Annotated in this window: 18 protein-coding genes and 4 pseudogenes; 15 read left to right on the forward strand and 7 right to left on the reverse strand. The window is 58.9% G+C overall.

Annotation, left to right across the window (positions count from 1 at the left end):
- Positions 1-49: 49 nt before the first annotated feature.
- The 3 genes from WGT02_RS31515 (at position 50) to WGT02_RS31525 (ending at position 1,141) form a co-directional block, all read left to right on the forward strand.
- Positions 50-304, forward strand: coding sequence for a type II toxin-antitoxin system prevent-host-death family antitoxin (locus WGT02_RS31515; protein ID WP_208245991.1), 255 nt, complete (start codon positions 50-52; stop codon positions 302-304).
- On the forward strand, positions 301-723 hold the full coding sequence (locus WGT02_RS31520; protein WP_208245993.1) for a type II toxin-antitoxin system VapC family toxin: 423 nt from the start codon (positions 301-303) through the stop codon (positions 721-723). Before WGT02_RS31515 ends, WGT02_RS31520 begins: the two co-directional genes overlap by 4 nt.
- A gap of 103 nt (positions 724-826) precedes the next feature.
- A complete protein-coding gene (locus WGT02_RS31525) occupies positions 827-1,141 on the forward strand; it encodes a helix-turn-helix domain-containing protein (RefSeq protein ID WP_208245830.1) in 315 nt (104 codons plus the stop codon).
- A 352-nt stretch (positions 1,142-1,493) separates the two neighbouring features.
- Here the strand turns inward: WGT02_RS31525 and istB are convergent, their stop codons facing one another.
- Both istB and istA read right to left on the reverse strand, forming a co-directional pair.
- Positions 1,494-2,231, reverse strand: coding sequence for an IS21-like element ISRel16 family helper ATPase IstB (gene istB / locus WGT02_RS31530; protein WP_024317380.1), 738 nt, complete (start codon positions 2,229-2,231; stop codon positions 1,494-1,496).
- Between the two features lie 11 nt (positions 2,232-2,242).
- Complete coding sequence (gene istA, locus WGT02_RS31535) at positions 2,243-3,772, reverse strand: IS21 family transposase (protein ID WP_208245675.1); 1,530 nt, start codon at positions 3,770-3,772, stop codon at positions 2,243-2,245.
- A gap of 191 nt (positions 3,773-3,963) precedes the next feature.
- On the opposite strand from istA, the pseudogene WGT02_RS31540 reads away from it, so the two are divergent.
- A pseudogene (locus WGT02_RS31540) lies at positions 3,964-4,383 on the forward strand (transposase); the annotation flags it as partial.
- 114 nt (positions 4,384-4,497) lie between these two features.
- On the opposite strand, the gene WGT02_RS31545 reads toward WGT02_RS31540, so the two are convergent.
- Positions 4,498-5,427, reverse strand: coding sequence for a HEPN domain-containing protein (locus WGT02_RS31545; protein ID WP_024319012.1), 930 nt, complete (start codon positions 5,425-5,427; stop codon positions 4,498-4,500).
- Between the two features lie 501 nt (positions 5,428-5,928).
- On the opposite strand from WGT02_RS31545, the gene WGT02_RS31550 reads away from it, so the two are divergent.
- Both WGT02_RS31550 and WGT02_RS31555 read left to right on the forward strand, forming a co-directional pair.
- Positions 5,929-6,345, forward strand: coding sequence for a transcriptional regulator (locus WGT02_RS31550; protein ID WP_225040249.1), 417 nt, complete (start codon positions 5,929-5,931; stop codon positions 6,343-6,345).
- Positions 6,346-7,707: 1,362 nt separating this feature from the next.
- Positions 7,708-8,608: pseudogene (locus WGT02_RS31555) on the forward strand (ArdC family protein).
- 634 nt (positions 8,609-9,242) lie between these two features.
- On the opposite strand, the pseudogene WGT02_RS31560 reads toward WGT02_RS31555, so the two are convergent.
- The 4 genes and pseudogenes from WGT02_RS31560 to WGT02_RS31575 all read right to left on the reverse strand — a co-directional run bounded on the left by WGT02_RS31560 (position 9,243) and on the right by WGT02_RS31575 (position 14,940).
- A pseudogene (locus tag WGT02_RS31560) lies at positions 9,243-10,296 on the reverse strand (IS630 family transposase).
- A 95-nt stretch (positions 10,297-10,391) separates the two neighbouring features.
- Positions 10,392-13,799 (reverse strand): TM0106 family RecB-like putative nuclease, encoded by a 3,408-nt coding sequence (locus tag WGT02_RS31565; protein ID WP_208245995.1) that lies wholly within the window; start codon positions 13,797-13,799, stop codon positions 10,392-10,394.
- Between the two features lie 148 nt (positions 13,800-13,947).
- Positions 13,948-14,553: a hypothetical protein gene (locus WGT02_RS31570; RefSeq protein ID WP_208245997.1), complete on the reverse strand. Its 606-nt coding sequence runs from the start codon at positions 14,551-14,553 to the stop codon at positions 13,948-13,950.
- The gene (locus WGT02_RS31575; RefSeq protein ID WP_208245999.1) at positions 14,554-14,940 is read right to left on the reverse strand and encodes a hypothetical protein; all 387 of its coding nucleotides are present in this window, start codon (positions 14,938-14,940) and stop codon (positions 14,554-14,556) included.
- A gap of 44 nt (positions 14,941-14,984) precedes the next feature.
- Here WGT02_RS31575 and WGT02_RS31580 point away from each other — a divergent pair.
- The 9 genes and pseudogenes from WGT02_RS31580 to WGT02_RS31620 form a co-directional block, all read left to right on the forward strand.
- Positions 14,985-15,677 (forward strand): annotated as a pseudogene (locus WGT02_RS31580) (IS6 family transposase); the annotation flags it as partial.
- A 302-nt stretch (positions 15,678-15,979) separates the two neighbouring features.
- Positions 15,980-16,672 carry a GntR family transcriptional regulator gene (locus tag WGT02_RS31585; RefSeq protein ID WP_024317953.1) on the forward strand — a complete coding sequence of 231 codons (693 nt, stop codon included), beginning with the start codon at positions 15,980-15,982 and terminating at the stop codon, positions 16,670-16,672.
- Positions 16,673-17,207: 535 nt separating this feature from the next.
- Positions 17,208-17,810, forward strand: coding sequence for an amino acid synthesis family protein (locus WGT02_RS31590; protein WP_024317954.1), 603 nt, complete (start codon positions 17,208-17,210; stop codon positions 17,808-17,810).
- Positions 17,811-17,824: 14 nt separating this feature from the next.
- Positions 17,825-18,670: an alpha/beta fold hydrolase gene (locus WGT02_RS31595; protein WP_024317955.1), complete on the forward strand. Its 846-nt coding sequence runs from the start codon at positions 17,825-17,827 to the stop codon at positions 18,668-18,670.
- Positions 18,667-19,602, forward strand: coding sequence for a flavin reductase family protein (locus tag WGT02_RS31600; RefSeq protein WP_024317956.1), 936 nt, complete (start codon positions 18,667-18,669; stop codon positions 19,600-19,602). Before WGT02_RS31595 ends, WGT02_RS31600 begins: the two co-directional genes overlap by 4 nt.
- On the forward strand, positions 19,599-20,639 hold the full coding sequence (locus WGT02_RS31605) for an LLM class flavin-dependent oxidoreductase (RefSeq protein WP_024317957.1): 1,041 nt from the start codon (positions 19,599-19,601) through the stop codon (positions 20,637-20,639). The genes WGT02_RS31600 and WGT02_RS31605 overlap by 4 nt, the downstream gene beginning before the upstream one ends.
- Before the next feature lie 4 nt (positions 20,640-20,643).
- Positions 20,644-22,107, forward strand: a complete 1,464-nt coding sequence (locus WGT02_RS31610) for an aldehyde dehydrogenase (RefSeq protein WP_208246001.1) — start codon at positions 20,644-20,646, stop codon at positions 22,105-22,107.
- A gap of 5 nt (positions 22,108-22,112) precedes the next feature.
- The gene (locus tag WGT02_RS31615) at positions 22,113-22,457 is read left to right on the forward strand and encodes an NIPSNAP family protein (RefSeq protein ID WP_208246003.1); all 345 of its coding nucleotides are present in this window, start codon (positions 22,113-22,115) and stop codon (positions 22,455-22,457) included.
- 26 nt (positions 22,458-22,483) lie between these two features.
- A complete protein-coding gene (locus WGT02_RS31620; RefSeq protein ID WP_208246005.1) occupies positions 22,484-23,494 on the forward strand; it encodes a polyamine ABC transporter substrate-binding protein in 1,011 nt (336 codons plus the stop codon).
- The last annotated feature ends 38 nt before the right edge of the window (positions 23,495-23,532 follow it).

A 23,532-nucleotide genomic window follows, 5' to 3' on the forward strand; every position in this document is an offset into this window, starting at 1 on the left:
CAGTCAATAATATCATATATGTAGGTATGTTCCTACATGGAGGCATTCTATGAGCATCACAAGTTTGTCTAGGCGGGAGTTGAACCACGACGTCAGTAAGGCAAAGAAGGCTGCCAAAAGAGGACCTGTAGTTATTACAGATCGCGGGAAGCCGTCCCATGTGTTGATGACGTACAGCGAATTCGTCCGCCTGACCGGCAAGCGACGGAATCTCGTCGATACTCTTTCAATGCCTGGTTTGTCGACGATCGAATTAGATCCACTGAGAGTGGAAATTGCACCTCGCGAGGTCGATCTGTCTTGAAGTACCTGCTGGATACAAACGTCGTCTCCGAGTTGCGCAAAGTTGGAGACGGTAAAGCAGATGCCAATGTGACGAAGTGGGTCGGTGCGCAAGATTCCAATGACTTGTTCATTTCCGCAATTACGATCCTGGAAATTGAGCGCGGAATATTAACCGTCCAGCGTCGCGACGCTGCCCAGGGCTCTCGCTTGCGGGGGTGGATGGATAGCCGTGTTCGCCCTGAATTCGCCGAGCGAGTTCTGCCAATCGATGACGCGATAGCGACGCGTTGTGCCCACATACATATTCCAGACCGCCGCAACGAGGCTGATGCTTTGATCGCCGCTACCGCGCTGGTTCACGGTTTAACTGTAGTCACGCGTAATGTTCAGGATTTCGATGATACCGGCGTGATCGTAGTCGACCCGTGGCAAGACTGAAATCGGGCGCGGGCACCCGCTAGAGCATCGCACTTGAATTGAGAATCGAGTGGGGTTTTCACGAGGGTATTGGTGTGATTCACTGCGGTTGGAGGTGAATCACATGGGTAAATCTCATTCTGTTGATCTTCGTCAGCGTGTTGTTTCCATGGTCGCTAGCGGCCAATCACGGCGAGCCGCTGCCCGTCATTTCGCAATCAGCGACAGCAGTGCGATCAAGCTGCTGCAACGCCGGGAGCGGACTGGGCTGATAACCCCCGCGCGTCAAGGAAGGCCACCAGGTGCAGGGAAACTGTCGGCGTTTCGCGATTTCCTGGTCGCACAGGTCGAAGGCAAACCGGATATCACCATGCCAGAGCTTGCCCGTCGCCTTGAGGATGAACATGGATTGGTTATTCCACCATCGTCCGGTTTTTGATAACGCAGGGATACACATATAAAAAAACAGATAATGGCGTCGGAACGCGCTCGCGCTGATATCCGAAAGGATCGTGATGTCTGGATTTCGAAACGCCAACCCCGGATGCGATTTGAACCGCATCGACTTGTTTTCTTGGACGAAACCTCGGTGAACACAAAGATGGTGAGACTGCGTGGGCGCTCCCCGCGCGGCGAGCGTCTCATCACGGATGCGCCCTTTGGCTGCCGATTCCGATGAAGCCGCCCCTTTGTTCCGAGATGATTGCGCCCCCGGATTCCGGGATGATCTCGCCCCCTTGAGGCTGGGGTCCTGCTGGCTGTGATTGTTGTCAGTTCATTCGTGTAACGAGTCAAGATTTCCGGCGCTGATTTCGCCGCAAGCTTTCGCCGGATAGGTCGATGCGGTGGGCGTTGTGAACGAGGCGATCGAGGATGGCATCGGCGTAGGTTGGGTTGCCGATGATCTCGTGCCAGGCTGATACCGGAAGCTGGCTGGTGATAATCGTCGAGCGGCGTCCGTAGCGATCTTCGAGGATCTCCAGGAGGTCGTGGCGTGCCTGCTCATTGAGCGGTTCCAGACCCCAGTCATCAAGGATCAAGAGCTGGACGTGGCCGAGGGTTCGCTGCAGCCTTGCATAGCGGCCGTCGCCGTGGGCAAGAGCGAGATTGGCAAACAAGCGTGGCACGCGTTGATAAAGAACTGAGCGATCGTCGCGGCAGGCCTTGTGCCCGAGTGCACAGGCTAACCAGCTTTTGCCAACGCCAGATGGCCCGCAAATCGCGAGGTTGTCGTGGGCATCAATCCAGTCGCCGCCGATCAGCTTCATGAACAGCGCACGATCGAGACCGCGGTCGCTGCGGTAATCGACATCCTCAGGCACAGCATGATGGCGAAGCTTGGCAAACCGCAGCCGGGCGGCAAGCTTGCGATCGTGGCGCGAACTCCATTCTCGCTCCAGCAGTAGCCCGAGCCATTCGGCATGGGAGAGTTGTTCGCTCTCACCGTTGGTCAGCAGTTCGTTGAACGCCTTGGCCATGCCGGTCAGGCCCATGGCATTCAATTTATCAAGGGTGGGATGTGCAAGCATATGTCGTCTCCTCAGTGGTAATAGCGGGGACCGCGGATGTTGGAGTGGTTGATCGGCTCGGGTGATGATGCGCCTGATGACGCCGACGGTCGGTCAAGGTGATTGTCGAGAATGGAACGCACCGAGCCATAGGTTCGAGCGCCGATTTCCAATGCCCGGCCGCAGGCTGCATTGACCCTCTCGCGCTCAAACGCTTTGACGAGGCGGATAATGCCCAGACAGGCTCTGTAGCCCTGTTCGGGATGCGGTCGATCGGCAAGAATACGCTCGCAGAGCAATGCAACGTCTGAGCCGATCGCGGAGGCTTCGCGGCTGATACGTTCGATCGTCCAGTCGGCAAAGCGGCGATGCGATGACGGCATGTGCTCGGGCGTTGTCGTGTGCTTGCCATTGCCACTCGAACGCCTGTGGGCGGCAATCCGCTCACCTTTGTGGAAGATCTCGATGGTATTGGCGGTGATGCGGGCCTCGACCTGCTCACGCGCAAAGCGGTAGGGCACCGAGTAATAGTGCTTGTCGATATCGACATGATAATCGAGACCGGCCCTGCGTATCTTCCATTCCGCAAAGACGTATCGTTCCACAGTCAGCGGACGCAGGGCGGGATAATCCAGCTCTTCGAACAATTGCCGTCGCGTGCGCCCGACGCGACGCAGGACGCGCCTGTCGTTGAGATCAGCGAGCAATTCAGCAATCGCCGCATTCACGTCGGCAAGGCTGTAAAAGACGCGGTGGCGTAGTCGACCCAGCAGCCAGCGCTCGACAATGCGAACCGCGGCTTCGACCTTCGCCTTGTCCCGAGGCCGGCGCGGTCGTGCCGGAAGAACAGCGCTTCCGTAATGAGCCGCCATCCCGGCATAGGTGCGATTGACCTGCGGATCAAAATGGCAGGCCTTGATGACGGCGACCTTGGCGTTGTCGGGAACCAGCAACGCCGGTGCGCCACCGAACGCCTCAAGCGCAAGCAGGTGACATTCGATCCAGTCGGGCAACGTTTCGCTCCAGCGAGCATGTGCAAATGAAAGGCTCGATGCGCCGAGCACTGCGACGAACAGGTGGGCTTGCCGCGTCTTTCCCGACAATCTGTCGACGACCACCGTGACCGTGTCGCCGGCATAATCGACGAACAGCTTTTCGCCGGCCGCATGGTTTTGGCGCATTGTCACCGGCAGCTTCAGCGCCCAGCCGCGATACAAATCACAGTAACGGCTGTAGCGATATCCCTCGGGATGAAGGCCGATATACTCGTCCCAGAGGATCTGCAGCGTCACATGCTTGCGCTTCAGTTCCCGGTGAACAATTGCCCAATCCGGCTCAGCGCTGCGGCGATGACCGGTCTTCGTGCCGGCAGCCTTGTAGAGAGCCGCTTCCAACATCGCATCGCTGACGTCCTCGCCCAACGGCCAGGAAAGCCCAGCAATGTCCACACGGCGCAGCGTCTCACGCACCGTCGACGGCGCCGCACCAACGCGCACCGCAATCGACTTGTGGCCAAGGCCTTCCTCAAATCTGTATCTCAGTATCTCGCGGACACGCCGCATCTTTAGTCTCTCCGCTGGCATCGCGTTCCTTCCTCTCAGGCAACTGAAAGGACGAACGTCTCACCAGCAGAACACCCCGACAAACACCCCAATCAGAGGGCGGCATCATCTCGGAACAAGGGGGCGGTTAATTCTCGGAATTGGGGGGCGGCATCATTTCGGAATGCGGGGGCGGATTGCCTCGGAATCTGCACTTTGGCCACTGGGGGACACAGACATTCATTGCAGGCTTGCGCTGTTTCGGTCTTACTGCGCCCTGGATTATTGACAGGCCGATGAACCGGGAAATCTTCGACACCTACATCGAGACCCAGCTTGCGCCGACACTCGAACCAGGCAATGTCGTCATCCTGGATAATCTTCGCGTTCACAAGAGCGATAAAGCCAAAGCCTGCCTCAAGGAAGTTGGTGCGTGGCTCCTGTTTCTGCCGTCTTATTCGCCAGATTTGAACCCGATCGAAATGGCCTTCGCCAAAATTAAGGCCCATCTCCGAGCCGCCGCCGCTCGCACGTTTGACGCACTCTCAAATGCGCTCGGATCCATCTGCAACCTCTTCAACAGCCAAGAATGTCGAAACTATTTTACAGCCGCAGGCTATGGGTTCGATTAAAGGTACGGCGCTCTAGCGATGTCCTTTTAGATTCCTCAGATCACCCCAAAACCTTTTTGGGATCGTATGGTCTGCGGTTCGAATCCGTTCAAGAGCAGCAGACGGCTGAATCGATTACAAGGAAAGCCGTTCTTTGCAGATTGCTTCAACGCGTGTCTGCAGAGCCTTCACGCGCTCGACCAGCCAGCCGAGCTCCTCGTTGCTTATTGTGTATTTCGAGGAATATCGCGCTTCCACATAGGCCCGCGACAGCAACTCGAAGCAGCGTCGTGAAAACCGGCTATCGCGCGGCCAGGCCTCGACCAGCCTGATATCGAGTCCTTCGGCCTGAGATCGAAGAACCTTCAGACGATGGGATTTGGGACTATAGAGCGTCAGCAGCGCGCAGTGGTAGGCACTCTCGGTCGCTTGGTGGAGCATGAAAACGCCGTGACGCCAAATGCCATTCGACAGGCCGTATTCAGCAAGTCTCAATGCTTCTTCAGACAACTGGCGCCATTGTTCGAAGTGGCTCTCCGCTTCGCGTCGCTGCTCCTCCGCCGTCAACGGCTTCGGCTGCGCCAGTGAATGGCCGGGCTCCTCGTAGAGGGCAATGCCGTCCCTGGCGATGTCGACGAAGAAGGGCCGGCCGCGGGAAAGCTGGTCGTTAACGTCCGCCAGCGTGTGGACGATCGGCACGACCGGTGTTTCGATGCGATGAGCGATCTGCTCCTTCAAGAGCCGCTCCTCGATGCCTTCCCAGAGTTCCTGCTCCTCGGCGAAGGTTTTGCTGTTGACGACGATCAACAGATCGTAGTCGGAGCGATAGCCGCTCAAGTGATCCTCGACCCAGTCGCCGCGGGCGTAAGATCCATAGAGGAGGACCATCAGAATCCTGCCGGCATTGCGCTTCGCCGACAGCTTGCTTGCCTGGAAGGCTTCGACCTCGGCAAACAGGATCTCAATGATGCGCGCTAGTTCGCGCCGCTTCCTGTCCGGCAGGTGCTCGATATGGTCGGTCAGGGTCAAAGCCGCATCAAAGCCTTCAGTCAGAATCGCATCCATCGTAGCGGTTCCATCATGATTGCACACCAAATCCTTTTACGGGATTCTTTCTATACACACAATCCAAGGATGTGATCATTGCACGATACATTCGTATCGCGCCCCTATTCGTATCCGGGCGCCATCTGGGAGGCGCGTCGCCCTCGACTGATGCAGTTGATGACGCTATTGACGAGGATATAGCCACTGTGCCGCTGGCCAGCGTCACCTCCCTCGCTAAGTTCAAGGTTCCAATAACATGAAAAAGCCGCAACGAAACTTCGTTGTTGAAGTCAAATCCGGCCGTCGGCGTCAGACGTCGAAACCGGTCTCGATCTGGGGGCAATCTGGATCTCAAGGCGGTGTCGGCTGCGGTAAGCTCCGACGTTTCCGATGACGCCGGTCATCAGATCGTAGAGGTAGATAAGGCGATTTCTTCATCGCCGGTGGGTTCGAAACAGGCGTCCTTATTGACACCGCCATTGGAGCAGCCAACAACTATGTTGGCACGAGAGGAGATTTATGGTCAACGAAACCAACGCGACTGTCAATACCGATTCCGTGATCACCGATGCTGCAAGAGCGGCGGAGCCGAAGAAGCAGCGTGCACCGCGCGCCAAAAAGGCGACGCTCGAGACGGCAAGTGCCGATATCACGGTGGAGACCCAGTCGCCTCCTGCACCGGCAAAGCGGGGCAGGCCGGCGGGTGCTGCCAAAACCAAGCCGATCGTCGCAAAAGCCGCACGTGGACCGAAGCTGGTTGGCAAAACGAGCGCTGCAAAGTCCACCCCCGCCGCGACAAATGCTCCCATTTCGGCTGCCGACGAGATGGCGGAACTCGTCCGGCTGGAGGAGGAAAACCAGATGCTGCGCAAGTCGCTTGCAGAAAAGCTTCGCCAGGAAAACGCCGATCTGCGCAAGCGCCTCGGTCTTGCCTGACGGTCTTGCCTGACTGGCCGCCTGCAAGCGCGTCGGCTAAGGCCGACCGTATTTAATCCCTGCTCCCATTGGCCATGAACATCGGCGGCGGTCCGTCCGCAACCGATGCAGTCCAAGGACTGTTCGATGGCAAGGAAAAAGCCGAGAGGTTGAGGAAAGATGGCGGCGTCCCCTTGGAAATTTCTGGTTGGACTGACGAGACGACATGGCAAGGACCATGAGAACGCGGCCGTCGAGGACACATCCGATAAGCCGGTAGCCGAAGAGACGCAGGAGCCGGCTCAGCTCCAGCCACCAGCCGCATCGGTGCCGCCCACCGACGGTGCGCAGGACGCCGCCAATCCGGTCGATGCGCATTCGAACGCCTCTGATGATGTTCGCAATATTGAGAGGCTCGTCGAAGGACCGGATGGTCCAGACGAACCCGCCTTGCGGCAGGTCGATGATCACGCCTCGACGACGGGCCTTGGCAGAAGCTTCAACTTCAAAACGCCCAACTGCGAAAGATGCTGGAGCGATTTGACCGATAGAGAACAAGGATATCTCGCAAGCTCGCAAGGGGCGAGCGCCATTGCTCGCCCCTGCCTAGCTTTTTCGACCGCAGGCGGCTCAAGGGCGGTATTGCCGTCTGTCAAAACCCCATGGCTCTGGCGACAATCCAGGTCGGAACCCCGGCCGTCACGGCTGATGCCAGCAATACCGAGACTATCTTGATCGCATAAGCCCGAGCATCATCCCGTGCGTATCTCATCGACCTAACCTCCCGCCCCTGTTTTCGGATTGAACTACTGGCGTGAGGGACGAGTCGAGTCACGATTCTTCAACGTCGTTTATACTGGGCGTCGAGCGGTCAGGGCCTGTTACCAACTTGCGACCAACCGGCGCCTGCGTAGCAGCGTGCCGTTACGGCCCGCACCAAGCCACGACATGGTCCAGACTCTCTCTTCCGCAAGGCGTTCATTATGAGACCGCGCAGATCGCGACCGTCATCGCGATCCAATCGGGGCGCCAAACTCGAACACAGCGCCTTCGCCTTTATTGTCGGCAAGCCGTACCGTGCCACCCTGGGCATGGCGCCATCAGGGCGGACGTGTCTAACGGTGTTCGGCTAACCCTCTCTGTTCCGCTGCCCATCATCTGCCGATCTTGGTTCCGCTCCTGCCGTTGAACATACCGGTGATGTCCGCGCCTCGCGTCCTGCCCCGGCTTTGAGGTCCTGCCGGGCCCGCGCTGCCCCGCAACGGCGTTGCCGTCCTCCACTGCCGTTGCGGCCCTATCGGGTGCAGGCCAGCGCTTTGAGCCCGGCTTGCGGGACCGCCGTAGCAGGTCGCGATCGTCGCGACCTTAAACGGAGGGTTAGACATGACGAGGCAGCCAACCCAGCAACGATCCGAAATCTACAGCCGCATCACCAACAAGATCATCGCCGAACTCGAGCAGGGCGTCAGACCCTGGATGCAGCCCTGGAACACGGCATCTCAAGGCGACCGAATCACCCGGCCGCTGCGCCACAATGGCGAGCCGTACTCCGGCATCAACGTCCTCATCCTCTGGTCCGAAGCGATTGCCCGCAGTTTCTCGTCGGCCACCTGGATGACCTTCCGCCAGGCATTAGAACTGGGGGCTGCCGTCCGCAAAGGCGAAACCGGCACATCGGTCGTCTTCGCCAGCTCGTTCATCCGCACCGAAACCGCTGAAACCGGCGAGGCGGTCGAACTCAACATCCCGTTCATGAAAACATACACGGTCTTTAACGCCGATCAGATCGCTGGTCTTGACGGCCGGTTTCCAAAGATCGCAACCCCGTCACATCCATTTGACCGTATCGGCGACCGGCGCGCTGATCCGCCACGGGGGTTCGTCGGCCTATTATGCGGCGGCACACGACTATATCCAGATGCCATCCTTTGATGATTTCAGGGACGATGCAGCCTACGTCGCCATCTTGAGTCATGAGCTGACTCACTGGACGGCAGCCTCGCATCGTCTCGATCGCGATCTCAGCCGTTACGCCAAGGACAATAGCGAACGCGCCCGCGAGGAACTGATCGCCGAGCTCGGCAGTTGCTTCCTCTGCGCTGATCTCGGCATTGTTCCAGAACTTGAACCACGGTCCGACCATGCGAGCTACCTCGCTTCCTGGCTCAAGGTCCTCGCAGACGACAAGCGGGCGATCTTTACCGCGGCCAGCCATTCGCAGCGCGCTGTCAGCTACCTACACCATCTGCAGCCGCGTCATGCAGGCGAGGGAGAGGCGGCGTGAGCCGCTTCTTTCCTCACTGGAACCGCGCGAAAAGGCCGGCTCTCGAAAACCGCGTCACTGGCAGCCTAGCGACAACGCGCGCCGCTTCGGCATCCCGGTCTGGCAAGCCTCCCAGAACGGCGCCCATGAGCGCCTTTCCCAAGCCTGACGGTCAGACATGTATGCGTCTTGCATTACATTCTGCTCCACTTCGAAAAGAGACCCATATGGCCGCCACCAATTCCCGAAAGGGAACGCCTGTTTCCATGCGCTTTCGCGATGACGATCTCGCGATCATCGATCGGGGCGCGGCCCTGACCGGGCTGTCGCGGACCGAATTCATGCGTCGGGAGCAAGCGCAGACTGCGATCCTCGACGAGAGTGTCAGCAAGATCCGAACCGGCCGTCCCGATTGCGGCCATATCGGTCGCGTATTGGAACGGCCCTTGTCCGGGACGCTTTTCGCGCCATCGATGAAGAAGCGGAGCACTTCTGGCAGAGCTGGGGTTTTATTCCGTCGCTCGACAACCAGTCCATGCTCATTCGGTCGATGACCGACATCGGAGTGGATGGCGTCCTCCTAGACATAGCCGACCTGCGGCTCATTTTCCGGGCCCTCCTTGAGGCCAAGACCTCTTATACGCCTCCTCACTGATCAGAACCCATTTGTCCATTCTCTTCGGCCGATGGACATGATGCGCCAAGGCTGGTTTTCGAGCTTGCGCTAGGCATCGCAGCAATGGGCGACGATATCGTCATAGGATTTGAAGATGCGGTTCGACAGCCAGTTTTCGCGCATGAAGAGCCAGAGGTTTTCGACCGGGTTGAGCTCCGGTGATTTCGGCGGCAGTGGCAGGATGGTGATATTCGTGGGCACGACGAGGTTGTTGGACATGTGCCACCCAGCCTGATCCATGATGAGGATGGCATGCGCGTCATCGGCCACATGGCGGGATATTTCGGCCAGATGCTGGGTCATGTGTGTCACACCAGGGCATGACCAGCGCTGCCGCCTTGCCGAGCTTGGGGCAGATCGCGCCGAAGATGTAGGCTGATCGGGTTCGCTGGTCGTGCGGTCCTGAAGGTCGCGTTCCACGCTTTGCCCAGCGGCGGGTGATCTTGTTCTTTTGACCGACACGGGCTTCATCTTGAAACCAAATTTCTAGCCGCTTGCCTTTGGCGGCTCCATCGGCGACTTGCGCCGCTGCTGCGGGAAAGTTTTTTTAAACTCCTCCATCGCTTGAGGGTCCTGCGCATGATGCTTTGGCCGTGCGGCGAGCTTGCGGTACCCCATGGCACGCACCTCCCGCTCAGCGTCTGTCGCTCACTGAGACACCAAACTCGTGCCAGAGCCACTGGACCAGATCACACAGACGCCAGCGCACGACACCATCGAGATAGGGTGCCGGCCCCCGTTCCATGGCCTGCGCCAGCGCCGCCCGCTGAGTATCGTCCAACCGTGACTTGGGCCCAGGAGCGTTGCCGTTGATCAGCCCGTCACGGCCATGCGCATTGAACCGCAAGACCCAATCCCACACGATCTGAAGCGTGACATTGCCCAGCCGCGCCGCATCCGAGCGCGAGCCGCCGTCATATATCGAGGCAAGCGCCAGGAGAGGGCGTGCCTGCGCGGCATCCTTGGTCTGGCGCGCCAGACGCCGCAAACGCTCTGCGTCGAAATCCTCTCGTAACGAAATCGCTGAACCCATCGCACACCTCCGATTTGCACCAGAGATTCAGATTCATCGCGTTTTGGGAAGCCCGTGAGTCGAATTCAGCAAGATGCCGTATTAGGATATGTTTGCTACTGAACGGTGCTGGCCAACTCGAGATACCTGCAGAAGGAATTGGCCAACTGCATTTGCCGAGGCGTTTTGCAGTCGACGTCGAAGATTGCCGGCGACGCGACCAGTATTGCCAGACATTTCGCGCGGGAGATCGCAACGTTGAACCGATTGGAGCTGTAAAGAAACTCCATGCCTCGCGGGGCTTCCGCGTAACTCGACGTCGCCATCGAATAGATCGCGATCGGCGCTTCCTGTCCCTGGAATTTGTCGACGGTGCCAACCCTCGCGGACGGCAATCGCTTTTGGATCTCTAGCACCTGGGCGTTATATGGCGTGATGATAACTATGTCGTCGAGCGCGAGCGGGCGTACCTCGCCATCGCGATCGAGCCATTGGGGTTTCTCTTTCAGAATTTTGGTGACGAGCGCCATGATCGCCTCGGCTTCCTCGATCGAGGAACTGGTATTTCCTGAGTGTTCTACGGGCAAATATCGCAGCCCAAAGCCATCTATCGCTCCGGTCGAGACAATCCGTTGTTTACCGCAAGCGGCGACGGGGGCCAGCTTGCTTTCGTAGAATAGCTCTGAGATGAAAGCACAGACATCGGGATGCATGCGCCAGGTCTCCGCAAGGAAAAGACCTTGCTCAGGACCGATCGTGTGCTGGCCACCAAGAACGTGTTCGAGTGAGGAGACGCCAACGCCATCCGGATGTGTGCCCTGGCTCGGTTGGTCGAGCTGTTGCGGATCTCCGAGAAGCACAAGACGCTTTGCAGCTTGCGATACCGCGAGTACGTTGGCCAACGACATCTGTGCGGCTTCGTCGACAAACAGTACATCTAGAACGTCTTCGGCGTCAGCGCGTGACCAGAGAAAGCTCGTCGCGCCGGCAACATGAAAGTCGCCGGACGTCATGGCATCGATCAGATCCTCGTTCTTCTTTGCGAAGCCAAGGCGAGCCGTCCCAACCTCCGAGTTCTCGGCTTCAGGTTTCTGTATGCAACGGACGTTTAAATTCAGCTCTTCGGCCGCCTCGATGACCTTATCCAGCATATTGCGGATCACCTTATGGTTGTTCGCCGTTATTCCAACCTTCTTGCCGTCCGCCACGAACTGGCAGATCATCCTGGCTCCGGTGTGAGATTTACCGGTTCCGGGCGGCCCCTGTATCGGAAGAACGCCTGCCTCAAGCTTGTTTGCGATCCTTTTTGCGGCGGCCAAGGTGCTCTCACCTGCCTGCTGAAGCTTGCTTCCATCGATATGCGGAGGAAGGCGCATCAAAAGTTCGCGAGCAGCTTGACAGCGCCCGGTGCCCGTCATGCCGTTGTCGACTACGAACTCGCCGATCCTCAACAATGCGCCGGCCTGCTCATCGGCACGGATATGTTCATGCACAAAGACTGCTTGGGGGTGAACGGCGGCTGTGTCGGTCCTCTTTTTGATGTCGATCGTTCCGCTCTCGCTGGAGATTTCGACCGCACTACCGAATTTGTTGCCACCAACCTGGCAGAGCGACTTGCCGGGCCGGACGTCCGTGTCCTGGGCCACAAACTTGTATCGGTGCGTTGGCGTCTTTCCTTTGCTTACCGCGGCCTCGCCGACGAACGTGAGACCAGCTATAGCCGCTCGCTCGTCGATAAGTTCGTCCGCGCTAAGGTCCTTGAGGCGAAAATACTCCCACCAGACAGCCTTGTCTTCGCGCCGATGCCAATCGAGAATATTGGCGAGTATCCATTGGGCATGTTGCTCGGGAGACCGTTCCAATTCATCGATGGGAATGTTCACGAGCAACTTTTCGGTCAGTTCGGCGACACGTTTCTGCCGCTCCGAAAGTTCCTCGCCTGGCACCTCGTCCATCAGGGGACGGCGGGGCACGTCGACGCCATCGGCGACAAGCTGCGATCGCCGCTCTTCCAGCCAGTCCCTCAGATGCCGCGTCGAAACGCAGTCGTCCTCGTTGTAGTCTTTGACGATATCCCGTTCAGCTTCCGTGATGGACGAAACGTCTTCGAGTTCAAGCCCCGCCTGAAAAGCGGAGAGGGCGATGTTCGCATCCCGGAGCGTCACCTTGCGCTCGTAGCCATAGAAAGTTTCGAGCCGTTTGATCGAGTAGCTCTCGACGCTCGCCCGGACACCGTTTCTCACGACGCTATAGAGATCGACGAACACCAGATTTCGAAGGAAATGATCGATTTCGTCTTCGCGTGTCGCATAGCGACCCATCAGTCTCTTCAACGCCGCCGGCTCATAGGGTGCGAAGTGGTAGACGTGCAGACCAGGATACGTCTTCCTTCGCTCGACAACGAAGTCTACGAACCGCTCGAACGCTGCTTTCTCGCCCGCCCGGTCGAAAGACCAGTCGCAGACATAGGCGGGCTGCCCACCATCGTCTTGGTAATGATATCCGAACAGGTACTCCAGCCCGTGCTCACCGACGAAGGGATCGCCTTCGAGATCGAAGAAGACATCTCCTTCGTTGGGTTCCGGCAGCCCCGAGAGCCCCAGCCCGGTTTCGACGGAAAGAAGTTCGAAGTTCGGTTTGCCGGTGTGGCGGGCTTCCGCCTGGATATACGCCTGCTCACGCACGCGCTCATAGGATTGAGCCGCCCCGCGTTCTGGTTTCCAAGGCATCGGCAATGGCATCTGGGCAAGCGCATCCAGAGTGTTGATATCGTGCGATGTAAGTTCCGCTATCTGATTACGGCTGATGCCTGCCACGAACGACAGGTGGTCGTCGTCGCGCCGGCGTTTGTCGCAGGTCTCAAACCACCGACAGATGTCGCAATGGCCCGTTGGCTCTGGATAGGTGTCCCTGACGCCATTGGCGACGGCAGCCTCCATAGTGCTCTTGGCCTTGCGATAATATGCGCAATAGTCGGCGACGCGCAGCCGTTCAGGTTTGAATTCCGTCCAAGGTACAACGACATAGGTGAACTCCGGCTCGCAGCCCTGAGCCGCGGCTAGAAGATCAGAGTAAAGACAGAGCTGCAGGACCGTTCCGCCGCGTGTCTCCCGAGCCAGTTTGGTGTCATAGACCTCGTACGACCAGTCACCGAGCTTGCTCGGTCTGGCGACTTTCCGCAGCACGTCGACACGGCCAGCCCAGTTTCCGTTTCTCAGCGCTCCTTGCACGATGACATCCACGCCGCGCTTCATTGCCGCGATCGTCGCCGAGACGTAAGTGTCCTCGATGCCAACGCCTCCGATCTGTTCAACAGTCAGGCCTAAACTAACCAGATGCTCGATGAAAGCTGCCTCGTGCCGGAACCCTCGCTCACGTAGGATTTCGAGAAGCGGATCCCATTGTGCCGGCTTTGTAAGCTCACCCGTCATGGATCTGAGGTCGAGATTGGTGAGATGTCCGCAGTTGAGATGTCCGACCAGATCGGAGGCGCTCAGTTGTATCTGGTTGAGAGTCGCTTTCATGAACTCATCCTATGAGGGAGAAAACGAGTGCGCCAGCGGGCATTTTGACGCCGGCGAATCACAGCTCCCGATGTCGCTTTGCAGTTAACTGCAAAGCGACGATTCGACCGCGACCGCATCGGATCATGGCGACGGTAACTGGATTGCATCAAGCGGTGAGGTACTGGACAACAACAGCGCTGAAGTCACCGAAGGTCACTTCGGCAGGGTCCAATTGCCGCGCGGCGTAAATTGCTGGAAGCGTTAGATTGAAGGCGGCAAACTCTGCGCTGAGTGCTACGCCGCCCGGTACGTGCGCATCACCGCTCTGCGCTCTTAGCCAGGTGGCGAGTTCTACGATCAATCGGTCAACGTCGCCTTGGTGCGAATGAATGTCCTGACCAGCAATATCCGATATGTAACGCTGAAATCGATACTGTTCTCTATCGAAAATAATGCAGGATTTGTTGCGGTGCTTGGCCCCGCCGTACTTCTTTGCGCCCAGAAAAACCCCCAGTTCCAGGGGCATATTGAAGCGCGGCAGAGGAGGGTTGCCGTCAACGTCGGTGCGCGAGATGTCGTGTATGCCGTAACGGCACTCTCCGACTATCCGGCAGATCTTGTCAAACCGGTTATCGGCCGCATTGTCTGTCTCAAGCGCGCAGCGGGCGACATAACCCGACCGGATGACCGTGAAGACTATTGCGTAGAAAAACTGACGATATTCCGCGTCAAAGGGGCAATTGACGAAAACGTCCCGATTTTCGCCTGGCATTTATTTCTTGGTGTCCGCGACATCAAGAAAGCGGCCGGTTGAAGCATCGCGCCGTACCTTTTCGATCGTCGTCTTGATCTCGCGGGAGGTAAAATGCGTGGGTTTGCTTTTTGGGGTGAGAACAACAACGCCATCAGAAAGCGTTCCTGCACTCTTGTAAGCGCCTGACGTCTTGTCGCTCTTGCTTGAAACTCTCTGCGTCGTCTGCTTTGCCATACCCAACATATGACCGCACTCACTCGCAAAATCAAGGTGCTCAATAGCGCTGAAGCAGCTGCGGTCGGAGTCCTGTGATATCCTCAGAAATCGAGAATCCTCCTCTGGACGAAACGTCGCCGCTACCGGTTTGGAAAACTTGCCGTACTTCCTCCGCGCGATTTTGGGCATCGTCAACTTAACGAAACCTGGAATTTGATGTGCGATGACGGGTCATGACAGACTGTGATCCGCTATATCGCCGCCATCGCTTTCCCGCTGAAATCATTGCCCACGCCGTGTGGCTTTATTTCCGTTTCCCTCTCAGCCTGCGTTTGGTCGAGGACTTGCTGGCTGCCCGTGGGATCATTGTCTCCCATCAGACGGTCCGGCTGTGGGCGGAGAAGTTCGGCCGGCATTTCGCCAACGACATCCGTCGTCGCTCATCCGGCCAGCTTGGAGACAAGTGGCACCTCGATGAGGCCGTCATCTCGATCCGAGGCAAGCGGCACTGGCTGTGGCGCGCCGTTGATCAGGACGGTTTTGTTCTGGAGGTGCTGGTGCAAAACCGCCGCAATGCCAAGGCCGCAAAGCGATTGATGCGAAAGCTCCTGAGAGGGCAGGGCCACGCGCCGCGGGTGATGATCACCGATAAGCTTCGATCCTACGACGCCGCAAAGCGGGAGATCATGCCCGGTGTCGAGCATCGCTCCCACAAAGGCCTGAACAATCGGGCGGAGAATTCCCACCAACCAGTCCGGCGGCGAGAGCGGATCATGAAGCGCTTCAAGTCACAGCGACATCTACAACGCTTCGTCTCCATCCATGACCCGATTGCCAACCTGTTCCACATCCCGCGCCACGACATCCCTTCCAGCCATCATCGCGAATTGCGCGCAGCGGCGGTGAACCTGTGGGCAAAAATCGCCCGGGCAGACCGACAAAATAGGACGGCGTCATGGTCTCGCCTCTTTGCCGTTAAGTTTACGATGCCGCCCAACTGGCTACTCATGAGACGCCGGCCCATTACGGCATCTAGCTCGCAACATCAGATCAAGTGCTACAGCGTCCTTTGCGCGTCTAAAAAGACGGGCGGCGCTATAGGTCGGCACCGCGCTTGTTGAATTGCCGGCCGCCGACAGCTACAGTATCAGGTACGCCATAATACGATTCTTGCATTCGGCCGCAGCGGCGGAAGTTGAGTGTGCAAAGTCCAACACTGAGGTACAGAATGAGCGGTGCTCTGAAGGACGCAATTAGAGTTGAGCGTCCTGCAAAGACCTTGCGGGAATTGGCCCTCGACAAGGTCCGCGAAGCCATCGTAAACGGATATTTCCGTCCCGGAGATCGCCTTGTCGAGCGTGACCTCTGCGCCCAGCTCGGCGTCAGCCGAACAGTTGTGCGCGAGGTTCTGAGACATTTGGAATCGGAAGGGCTTGTCGCCAATCTGCCGAACAAGGGGCCGATCGTCGCGCAGCTCGACATCGAGGAAGCCAAACAGATCTATGAGATCCGTGGCGCGCTGGAAGGCATGGCAGCGCGGCTGTGCGCGGAGCGCCGCAGCCCGGAGATCGTCGCCGCGCTGGAGGAATCGCTGGCGGGAATACGCAATAGTTACCGCGACAAAGACATGTCGGCTGTGCTGACGAACACCTCTTCCTTCTATCAGACGCTGTTCACGATGGTTGACAGGAACGTTGCCTGGGGTGTCGTCAATCTTCTCACCGTGCGCATAAACCACCTGCGCTCGATGACGATCAAGACGGAGAGGCGCGGCATCGAAGGGCCGCTGCAGATGTCGAAGATCGTGGACGCCATCCGCCGCGGCGACGGCGAGGGGGCCTACCGGGCGGCGATGGATCACGTCGCCGCCGCGAGCGCGATCGCCGAAGGGGTGCTGTCGGCGAAGAAGCCTTCCGAATAGAGCATGATGCCGAAAAGCGTAGGCGGTTTTCGGACGACATCATGCTCTCACTATAAAATTTAGAACAGGATTCAGATTTTAGGCCGACCCGGCCTAAAATCATCCTGTTCTAGGCACGGCGGAGACCGCCGCGGTCTTCGTCGGCGGCGGATGGCAAGCGCCGGCACCGAGCATCTGTCGATGTCACTCTAGCAGGCGCAATCACATTCCTAGGAATTTAGCAGACCCGCACTCTAAGCTTGACACCCACCTTTGCTCAATGTGATGGTATGCCATAATAAATAATACATAAGGCGGTATCATAGGAACTGGGGGTAATCGTGACCTCCGGACTTGTCGTGCGCCTTCGGTGCTGCCGCCGGGGGCTGTGACTGCTGACAATAAGCTGAAAGAGGAGGCGCTTTCCAAGCGTGAGAGCACACGCGCGCCAAATTGAAAATCGCCGCCTCGGCCTGAACTGCGTCCTCGCAGGAACCAACTTGACACTTATTTGCGATGGTATACCATAATACGAAATTGACAGATGAGGTGTTCGATGGCCATTCAAATTCGCAAGACGGGACTGCAGATCGAGACGACACTGATCGAAGGCGGCAAGGCTGCGGCGGTTCCGCTGAACCTGTTTACCGCCTTCGCGGTCGTGAAAAATCCCTGGGCGGGTCGCGGCTTTGTCGACGACCTCAAGCCCGAAATTCACGCAGGCGCTCCGGTGCTCGGCGAGTTGCTGACCAAGATGATCATTGATGCGGTTGGGTCCGGCGAGGCTGTCGAGGGATACGGAAAGTCAGCTGTCGTGGGCCTGGACGGCGAAATCGAACACGGGTCCGCGCTCATCCACACGCTACGCTTCGGGAATTTTTATCGCCAGGCCGTCGGCGCCAAATCCTATCTCGCCTTCTGCAACACACGCGGTCCAGCCAATGCGCCGATCATGATCCCGCTGATGGACAAGAACGATGAAGGCCGCCGTTCGCACTACCTGACCATCCAGACGTCGATCCCCGACGCGCCTGCTGCCGACGAAATCGTCGTGGCTCTCGGTGCTTCAATAGGCGGGCGCCCCCATCACCGCATCGGCGACCGCTACCAGGATCTGAAAGACCTGGGGCAGGACGTTGCCAATCCTGCGGGCGTTTGAAGGAGCGCTCTGAGATGCTGACAGCCGGATCGACCACACGCACCGCTGCAGCAACAAACGCTGCCGGTGCCTTGCCCCGAAAGACGACGGCAAGCGGAACGGCCTATCACGAGGCCGGCAGCGGTGAGCCGCTGATTCTCATTCATGGCGTCGGCATGCGGCTCGAGGCCTGGGCTCCGCAGATCGCATTCCTGTCTGCAGGCCATCGCGTCATCGCTGTCGATATGCCGGGACATGGGGAGAGCGCAAAGCTGCCGGCGGGCAGTCGGCTCGAGGAGTTCGTCGCCTGGTTCGGACGCTTTCTCGACGAGATGGCAATCGAAACGGCAAATGTTGCCGGGCACTCGATGGGCGCACTGGTTTCGGGAGGGGCGGCCGCGACCTTTGGCGAGCGTATCAGCCGTGTCGCTTACCTCAACGGCGTCTACAGGCGTGAGCCTGAAGCAAAGGCCGCCGTGCTTTCGCGCGCCGCGGCCATTCCGGTATCGGGCGTGGACAAGGAAGGCCCTCTGGCCCGTTGGTTCGGCGAGGATGCGGACAGCGTCACTGCGCGTGAATTGACGAGAAAATGGCTGAACCTCGTTGATCCCCAGGGATATGCCGTCGCTTACGCCGCCTTCGCGGGAGGAGACGAGACCTATGCTGACGGCTGGAAAGACGTGGCTGGTCCGGCCCTGTTTCTGACGGGGTCCGATGATCCGAACTCGACGCCCTTGATGGCAGCGCAAATGGCAGAGCTTGCGCCGCGGGGCTACGCCCGAATCGTCGAAGGTCATCGTCATATGGTGAACCTGACCGCGCCTGATATCGTCAATTCGGTGCTCGCTGAGTGGCTGTCGTCCGGGGAGGATGAACGATGACAATCCAGACTGTCGACCCAAGAGCACTGCGAGATGCATTCGGGGCCTTTCCGACCGGGGTGACCGTCGTCACCGCCTGTGACGGGGAGGGAAATCCGATCGGCTTCACGGCAAACTCCTTCACCTCGGTCTCGCTCAATCCACCGCTTCTCCTCGTCTGCCTTGCCAAGACGTCGCGCAATTTTGCCATCATGACCGGAGCGCAGCATTTCGCGATCAACGTGCTTTCGGAAACGCAGAAAGACGTGTCGAACACCTTTGCGCGACCGGTCGAGGACAGATTTGCGGCGGTCGAGTGGGCGAGGGGATCGGCAGGCTGCCCGATATTCTCAAGCGTGGCGGCCTGGTTCGAATGTGCCATGGAGCAGGTCATCGAGGCCGGCGACCACGTCATCTTGATGGGGTGCGTCGAAGCTTTCGACAATAGCGGCCGCAACGGTCTCGGCTATGCGCGAGGCGGTTATTTCACGCCGACGCTCTCAAGCAAGGCAGTGTCCGCGGCAAGCGAAGGCAATATGGAACTTGCGGCCGTTGTCGAGCGCCGCGGGGAAGTTCTGCTGCTCGGCGACGATGTGCTCTCCCTGCCAAGCGTCGACGCCCATGACGGCAACCCGACCGAGGCACTGCAAAAATACCTGGAAACATCGACCGGGCTGAAGGTCAGCATCGGCTTTCTCTATTCGGTTTATGAGGGCAAGAGCGACGGCAAGCAGCACATCGTCTATCACGCCGTTGCCGGAGAGGGCGAGCCTGCCGGCGGCAGGTTCCTGAAGCCCGACGCATTGGTTGCGGCAAAGTTCAAGACCAGTTCGACTGCCGATATCGTTAACCGTTTTGCGATGGAAAGCTCGATCGGAAATTTCGGCGTCTATTTCGGCGACGAGACCGGCGGCACTGTTCACCCAATTCCAACCAAGGACGCAAAAGCATGAAGTTCTCCCTCTTCGTCCATATGGAACGGCTTGACGCCAGCCAAAGCCACAAGAGCCTCTACGAGGAATTCGTCGCGCTCTGCGAGATCGCCGACAAAGGCGGCATGCATGCGATCTGGACGGGCGAGCACCATGGCATGGATTTCACCATTGCGCCCAACCCTTTCGTGACCATTGCCGATCTGGCGCGCCGCACATCGCGGGCACGGCTTGGAACGGGGACGGTGATCGCTCCCTTCTGGCATCCGATCAAGCTTGCCGGCGAGGCTGCCATGGCCGACATCATCTGCGATGGAAGACTCGACATCGGTATCGCGCGCGGCGCCTATTCCTTCGAATACGAGCGTCTGCTGCCCGGTCTCGATGCCTGGGGCGCCGGCCAGCGCATGCGCGAGCTCATACCGGCGGTCAAAGGCATATGGGCCGGCGACTACGCGCATGACGGGGAATTCTTCAAGTTTCCGTCGACCACGTCGGCGCCGAAACCGCTGCAGCAGCCGAACCCGCCCATATGGGTTGCGGCGCGCGATCCAAACTCGCACGAATTTGCCGTCGCCAACGGCTGCAACGTTCAAGTCACGCCGCTCTGGCAGGGCGACGACGAGGTTCAGTCGTTGATGGAGCGCTTCAACGACGCCTGCGCCAAGAATCCCGAGATCGAGCGGCCCAAGATCATGTTGCTGCGCCATACCTATGTCGGCTCGTCGGAGGACGATGTCGCCCAGGCCGCCCATGAACTGAGCGTCTACTACAATTACTTCTTCGCCTGGTTCAAGAATGAGAAGCCGATTGCCCAGGGGCTGATCGAACGGATCCCGGACGAACAGATCAGAGCAAACGCGATGCTGTCGGACCAGGTCATGCGCACCAACAATGTCGTTGGCGACGCTGAGGCCGTCATCGAGCGGCTCAAAGCGTACGAAGCGCTCGGCTACGACGAATATTCCTTCTGGATCGACACCGGCATGAGCTTCGAGCGCAAGAAGGCGTCGCTCGAGCGCTTCATCACCGAGGTCATGCCGGCATTTCAGGAGTAAGACCATGCGGCGTTTCCAGCACTACATCGACGGCGAATTCTCAGATGGCGAGGCCTGTTATCCGAGCATCGATCCAGCCTCCGGCACGGTCTGGGCTGAGATGCCCGAAGCGCGCGAGGGCGATGTCGATCGGGCTGTCAACGCTGCCGACAAGGCACTTTACGAAGGCGCGTGGCCGAAAATGACGGCCACCCAACGCGGCAAGCTGCTTTACAAGCTGGCCGACCTGGTTGCTGCTAACGCGCAGGTGCTGGCTGAACTGGAGACGCGCGACACCGGCAAGATCATCCGCGAGACATCGGCGCAGATCGCTTATGTTGCCGAATACTATCGCTACTATGCCGGCATCGCCGACAAGATCGAAGGCGCCTACCTGCCGATCGACAAGCCCGACATGGATGTCTGGCTTCGCCGCGAGCCGATCGGCGTCGTTGCGATGGTCGTACCGTGGAACAGCCAGCTTTTCCTGTCGGCAGTGAAGATCGGCCCGGCGCTGGCGGCCGGCTGCACGATGGTGGTCAAGGCCTCGGAAGACGGGCCGGCGCCGCTTCTCGAATTTGCGCGGCTCGTGCACGAGGCAGGCTTTCCCGCCGGCGTCGTCAACATCATCACCGGTTTCGGCGCCTCCTGTGGCGCCGCCCTCGGCCGCCATCCGAAGATCGCGCATGTCGCCTTCACCGGCGGACCCGAGACCGCCCGGCACGTCGTTCGCAACTCGGCCGAAAACCTCGCCTCCACTTCGCTTGAACTTGGCGGCAAGTCGCCATTCATCGTCTTTGCCGACGCAGACCTCGAGAGCGCTGCCAACGCCCAGGTCGCGGGCATCTTCGCCGCGACAGGGCAAAGCTGCGTTGCCGGGTCACGGCTGATCGTCGAACGCAGCGTCAAGGATAAATTCGTCGCCCTGCTGCGCGATAAGGCGGAGGCGATCCGGATCGGTGCTCCGCTCGATATGTCGACCGAAGTCGGCCCACTTGCCACCAAGCGCCAGCAGGACAATATCGGCGTCCTCGTCGCCAAGTCGATCGAAAGCGGCGCCCGCCTGGTCACGGGAGGACGCAAGATCGACGGCGACGGCTATTATTTCCCGCCGACGATTCTCGACTGCGATGATGTCGCCTCGCCGTCGCTGATCGAGGAATTCTTCGGGCCGGTCTTGTCCGTCGTGTCATTCGAGACGGAGGCCGAGGCGCTGCGGCTCGCCAACGATACCCGTTATGGCCTGGCTTCCGGCGTCTTCACCCAGAACCTGACCCGGGCGCACCGGCTGATGAAGGGGCTCCGTGCCGGGATCGTCTGGGTCAACACCTACCGCGTGGTATCACCGATCGCGCCGTTCGGCGGTTTCGGCCTGTCGGGCCATGGCAGAGAAGGCGGCATGGCCGCGGCGCTCAATTATACCCGTACCAAGACGATCTGGCTCAGGACATCGGACGATCCGATCCCCGATCCCTTCGTGATGAGGTAGCGCCGATGTTTTACGAAATCCGCACCTATCGGCTGAAGAACGGCACCATCCCTCAATATCTCAAGGTCGTCGAGGAAGAGGGGATCGAGATCCAGAAGAGCCATCTCGGCACGCTCGTCGGCTATTTTTTCTCGGAGATCGGGACGATCAACGAGATCGTTCACATCTGGGCCTTTGCGAGCCTGGACGACCGGGAGGCGAGGCGCCAGAGGCTTCTGGCCGATCCCCGGTGGCAGGCCTTCCTGCCCAAGATCCGCGATCTGATCGAAGTAGCGGAAAACAAGATTATGAAGCCAGCTAACTTTTCTCCCAGGAGCGAGGCGCACTGGCGGCATAAGGCATACCCATAGGACAACCAGAACAAGGATAAGGGAACATGAAAACAATATTTGCTTTCGCGGCGGTTGCCGCATTCGTGGCTGTGTCCGGACCGGCACACGCCGACAACATGGTCTTCTCGAGTTGGGGGGGAACGACCCAGGACGCGCAGAAGGCTGCATGGGCCAGCCCATTCACGGAGAAGACCGGTATCACCGTCGTACAGGACGGGCCGACGGATTACGGCAAGCTCAAGGCGATGGTCGAGGCCGGCCAGGTCACCTGGGACGTCGTCGACGTCGAAGGCGACTATGCCGCCCAGGCCGGCAAGAATGGCCAGCTCGAGAAGCTCGATTTCTCCGTCATCGACAAATCCAAGCTCGATCCGCGCTTCGTGACCGACTATTCGGTCGGCAGTTTTTATTATTCCTTCGTGATCGGCTGCAATGCCGATGCCGTCAGCGCCTGCCCGAAGACATGGGCGGACCTGTTCGACACGACTAAGTTTCCGGGAAAGCGCACATTCTACAAGTGGTCGGCTCCCGGCGTGATCGAAGCGGCGCTGCTTGCCGACGGCGTGGCCGCCGACAAGCTCTATCCGCTTGATCTCGACCGCGCCTTCAAGAAGCTCGATACGATCAAATCGGATATTGTCTGGTGGTCGGGCGGCGCACAGTCGCAGCAGCTGCTGGCATCCGCCGAGGCTCCCTTCGGCAGTGTCTGGAACGGCCGCATGACCGCGCTTGCAGCAAGCGGCATCAAGACCGAGACCTCTTGGGAACAGAATATCACCGCTGCGGACGCGCTCGTCGTGCCGAAGGGTTCGCCGAACGTGGAAGCCGCGATGAACTTCATTGCAATGGCGACATCGGCCGAACCGCAGGCCGCCCTTGCAAAAGCCACCGGATATGCACCAATCAACGTTGACTCGGCCAAGCTGATGGATCCGGAGACGGCCAAGACCCTGCCGGATCAGCAGACGGCCAACCAGGTGAACGCCGACATGAACTACTGGGCGGACAATCGCGATGCCATCGGCGAGAAGTGGTACGCCTGGCAGGCGAAATAGCCTGAAACTTGAGATGAACGGGCACGGCGAATGTTCGC

Source organism: Rhizobium sp. T1470 (genome assembly GCF_042140505.1).
GTDB classification, from domain to species: Bacteria; Pseudomonadota; Alphaproteobacteria; order Rhizobiales; family Rhizobiaceae; genus Rhizobium; species Rhizobium favelukesii.

What these genes read in the sequence shown, in the direction of transcription:
- WGT02_RS31515 (WP_208245991.1), top strand. Translation starts at nt 50, where the DNA reads ATGAGCATCACAAGTTTGTCTAGGCGGGAGTTGAACCACGACGTCAGT.
- WGT02_RS31525 (WP_208245830.1), top strand. Translation starts at nt 827, where the DNA reads ATGGGTAAATCTCATTCTGTTGATCTTCGTCAGCGTGTTGTTTCCATG.
- istB (WP_024317380.1), bottom strand. Translation starts at nt 2,231, where the DNA reads ATGCTTGCACATCCCACCCTTGATAAATTGAATGCCATGGGCCTGACC.
- istA (WP_208245675.1), bottom strand. Translation starts at nt 3,772, where the DNA reads ATGCGGCGTGTCCGCGAGATACTGAGATACAGATTTGAGGAAGGCCTT.
- WGT02_RS31545 (WP_024319012.1), bottom strand. Translation starts at nt 5,427, where the DNA reads ATGGATGCGATTCTGACTGAAGGCTTTGATGCGGCTTTGACCCTGACC.
- WGT02_RS31550 (WP_225040249.1), top strand. Translation starts at nt 5,929, where the DNA reads ATGGTCAACGAAACCAACGCGACTGTCAATACCGATTCCGTGATCACC.
- WGT02_RS31565 (WP_208245995.1), bottom strand. Translation starts at nt 13,799, where the DNA reads ATGAAAGCGACTCTCAACCAGATACAACTGAGCGCCTCCGATCTGGTC.
- WGT02_RS31570 (WP_208245997.1), bottom strand. Translation starts at nt 14,553, where the DNA reads ATGCCAGGCGAAAATCGGGACGTTTTCGTCAATTGCCCCTTTGACGCG.
- WGT02_RS31575 (WP_208245999.1), bottom strand. Translation starts at nt 14,940, where the DNA reads ATGCCCAAAATCGCGCGGAGGAAGTACGGCAAGTTTTCCAAACCGGTA.
- WGT02_RS31585 (WP_024317953.1), top strand. Translation starts at nt 15,980, where the DNA reads ATGAGCGGTGCTCTGAAGGACGCAATTAGAGTTGAGCGTCCTGCAAAG.
- WGT02_RS31590 (WP_024317954.1), top strand. Translation starts at nt 17,208, where the DNA reads ATGGCCATTCAAATTCGCAAGACGGGACTGCAGATCGAGACGACACTG.
- WGT02_RS31595 (WP_024317955.1), top strand. Translation starts at nt 17,825, where the DNA reads ATGCTGACAGCCGGATCGACCACACGCACCGCTGCAGCAACAAACGCT.
- WGT02_RS31600 (WP_024317956.1), top strand. Translation starts at nt 18,667, where the DNA reads ATGACAATCCAGACTGTCGACCCAAGAGCACTGCGAGATGCATTCGGG.
- WGT02_RS31605 (WP_024317957.1), top strand. Translation starts at nt 19,599, where the DNA reads ATGAAGTTCTCCCTCTTCGTCCATATGGAACGGCTTGACGCCAGCCAA.
- WGT02_RS31610 (WP_208246001.1), top strand. Translation starts at nt 20,644, where the DNA reads ATGCGGCGTTTCCAGCACTACATCGACGGCGAATTCTCAGATGGCGAG.
- WGT02_RS31615 (WP_208246003.1), top strand. Translation starts at nt 22,113, where the DNA reads ATGTTTTACGAAATCCGCACCTATCGGCTGAAGAACGGCACCATCCCT.
- WGT02_RS31620 (WP_208246005.1), top strand. Translation starts at nt 22,484, where the DNA reads ATGAAAACAATATTTGCTTTCGCGGCGGTTGCCGCATTCGTGGCTGTG.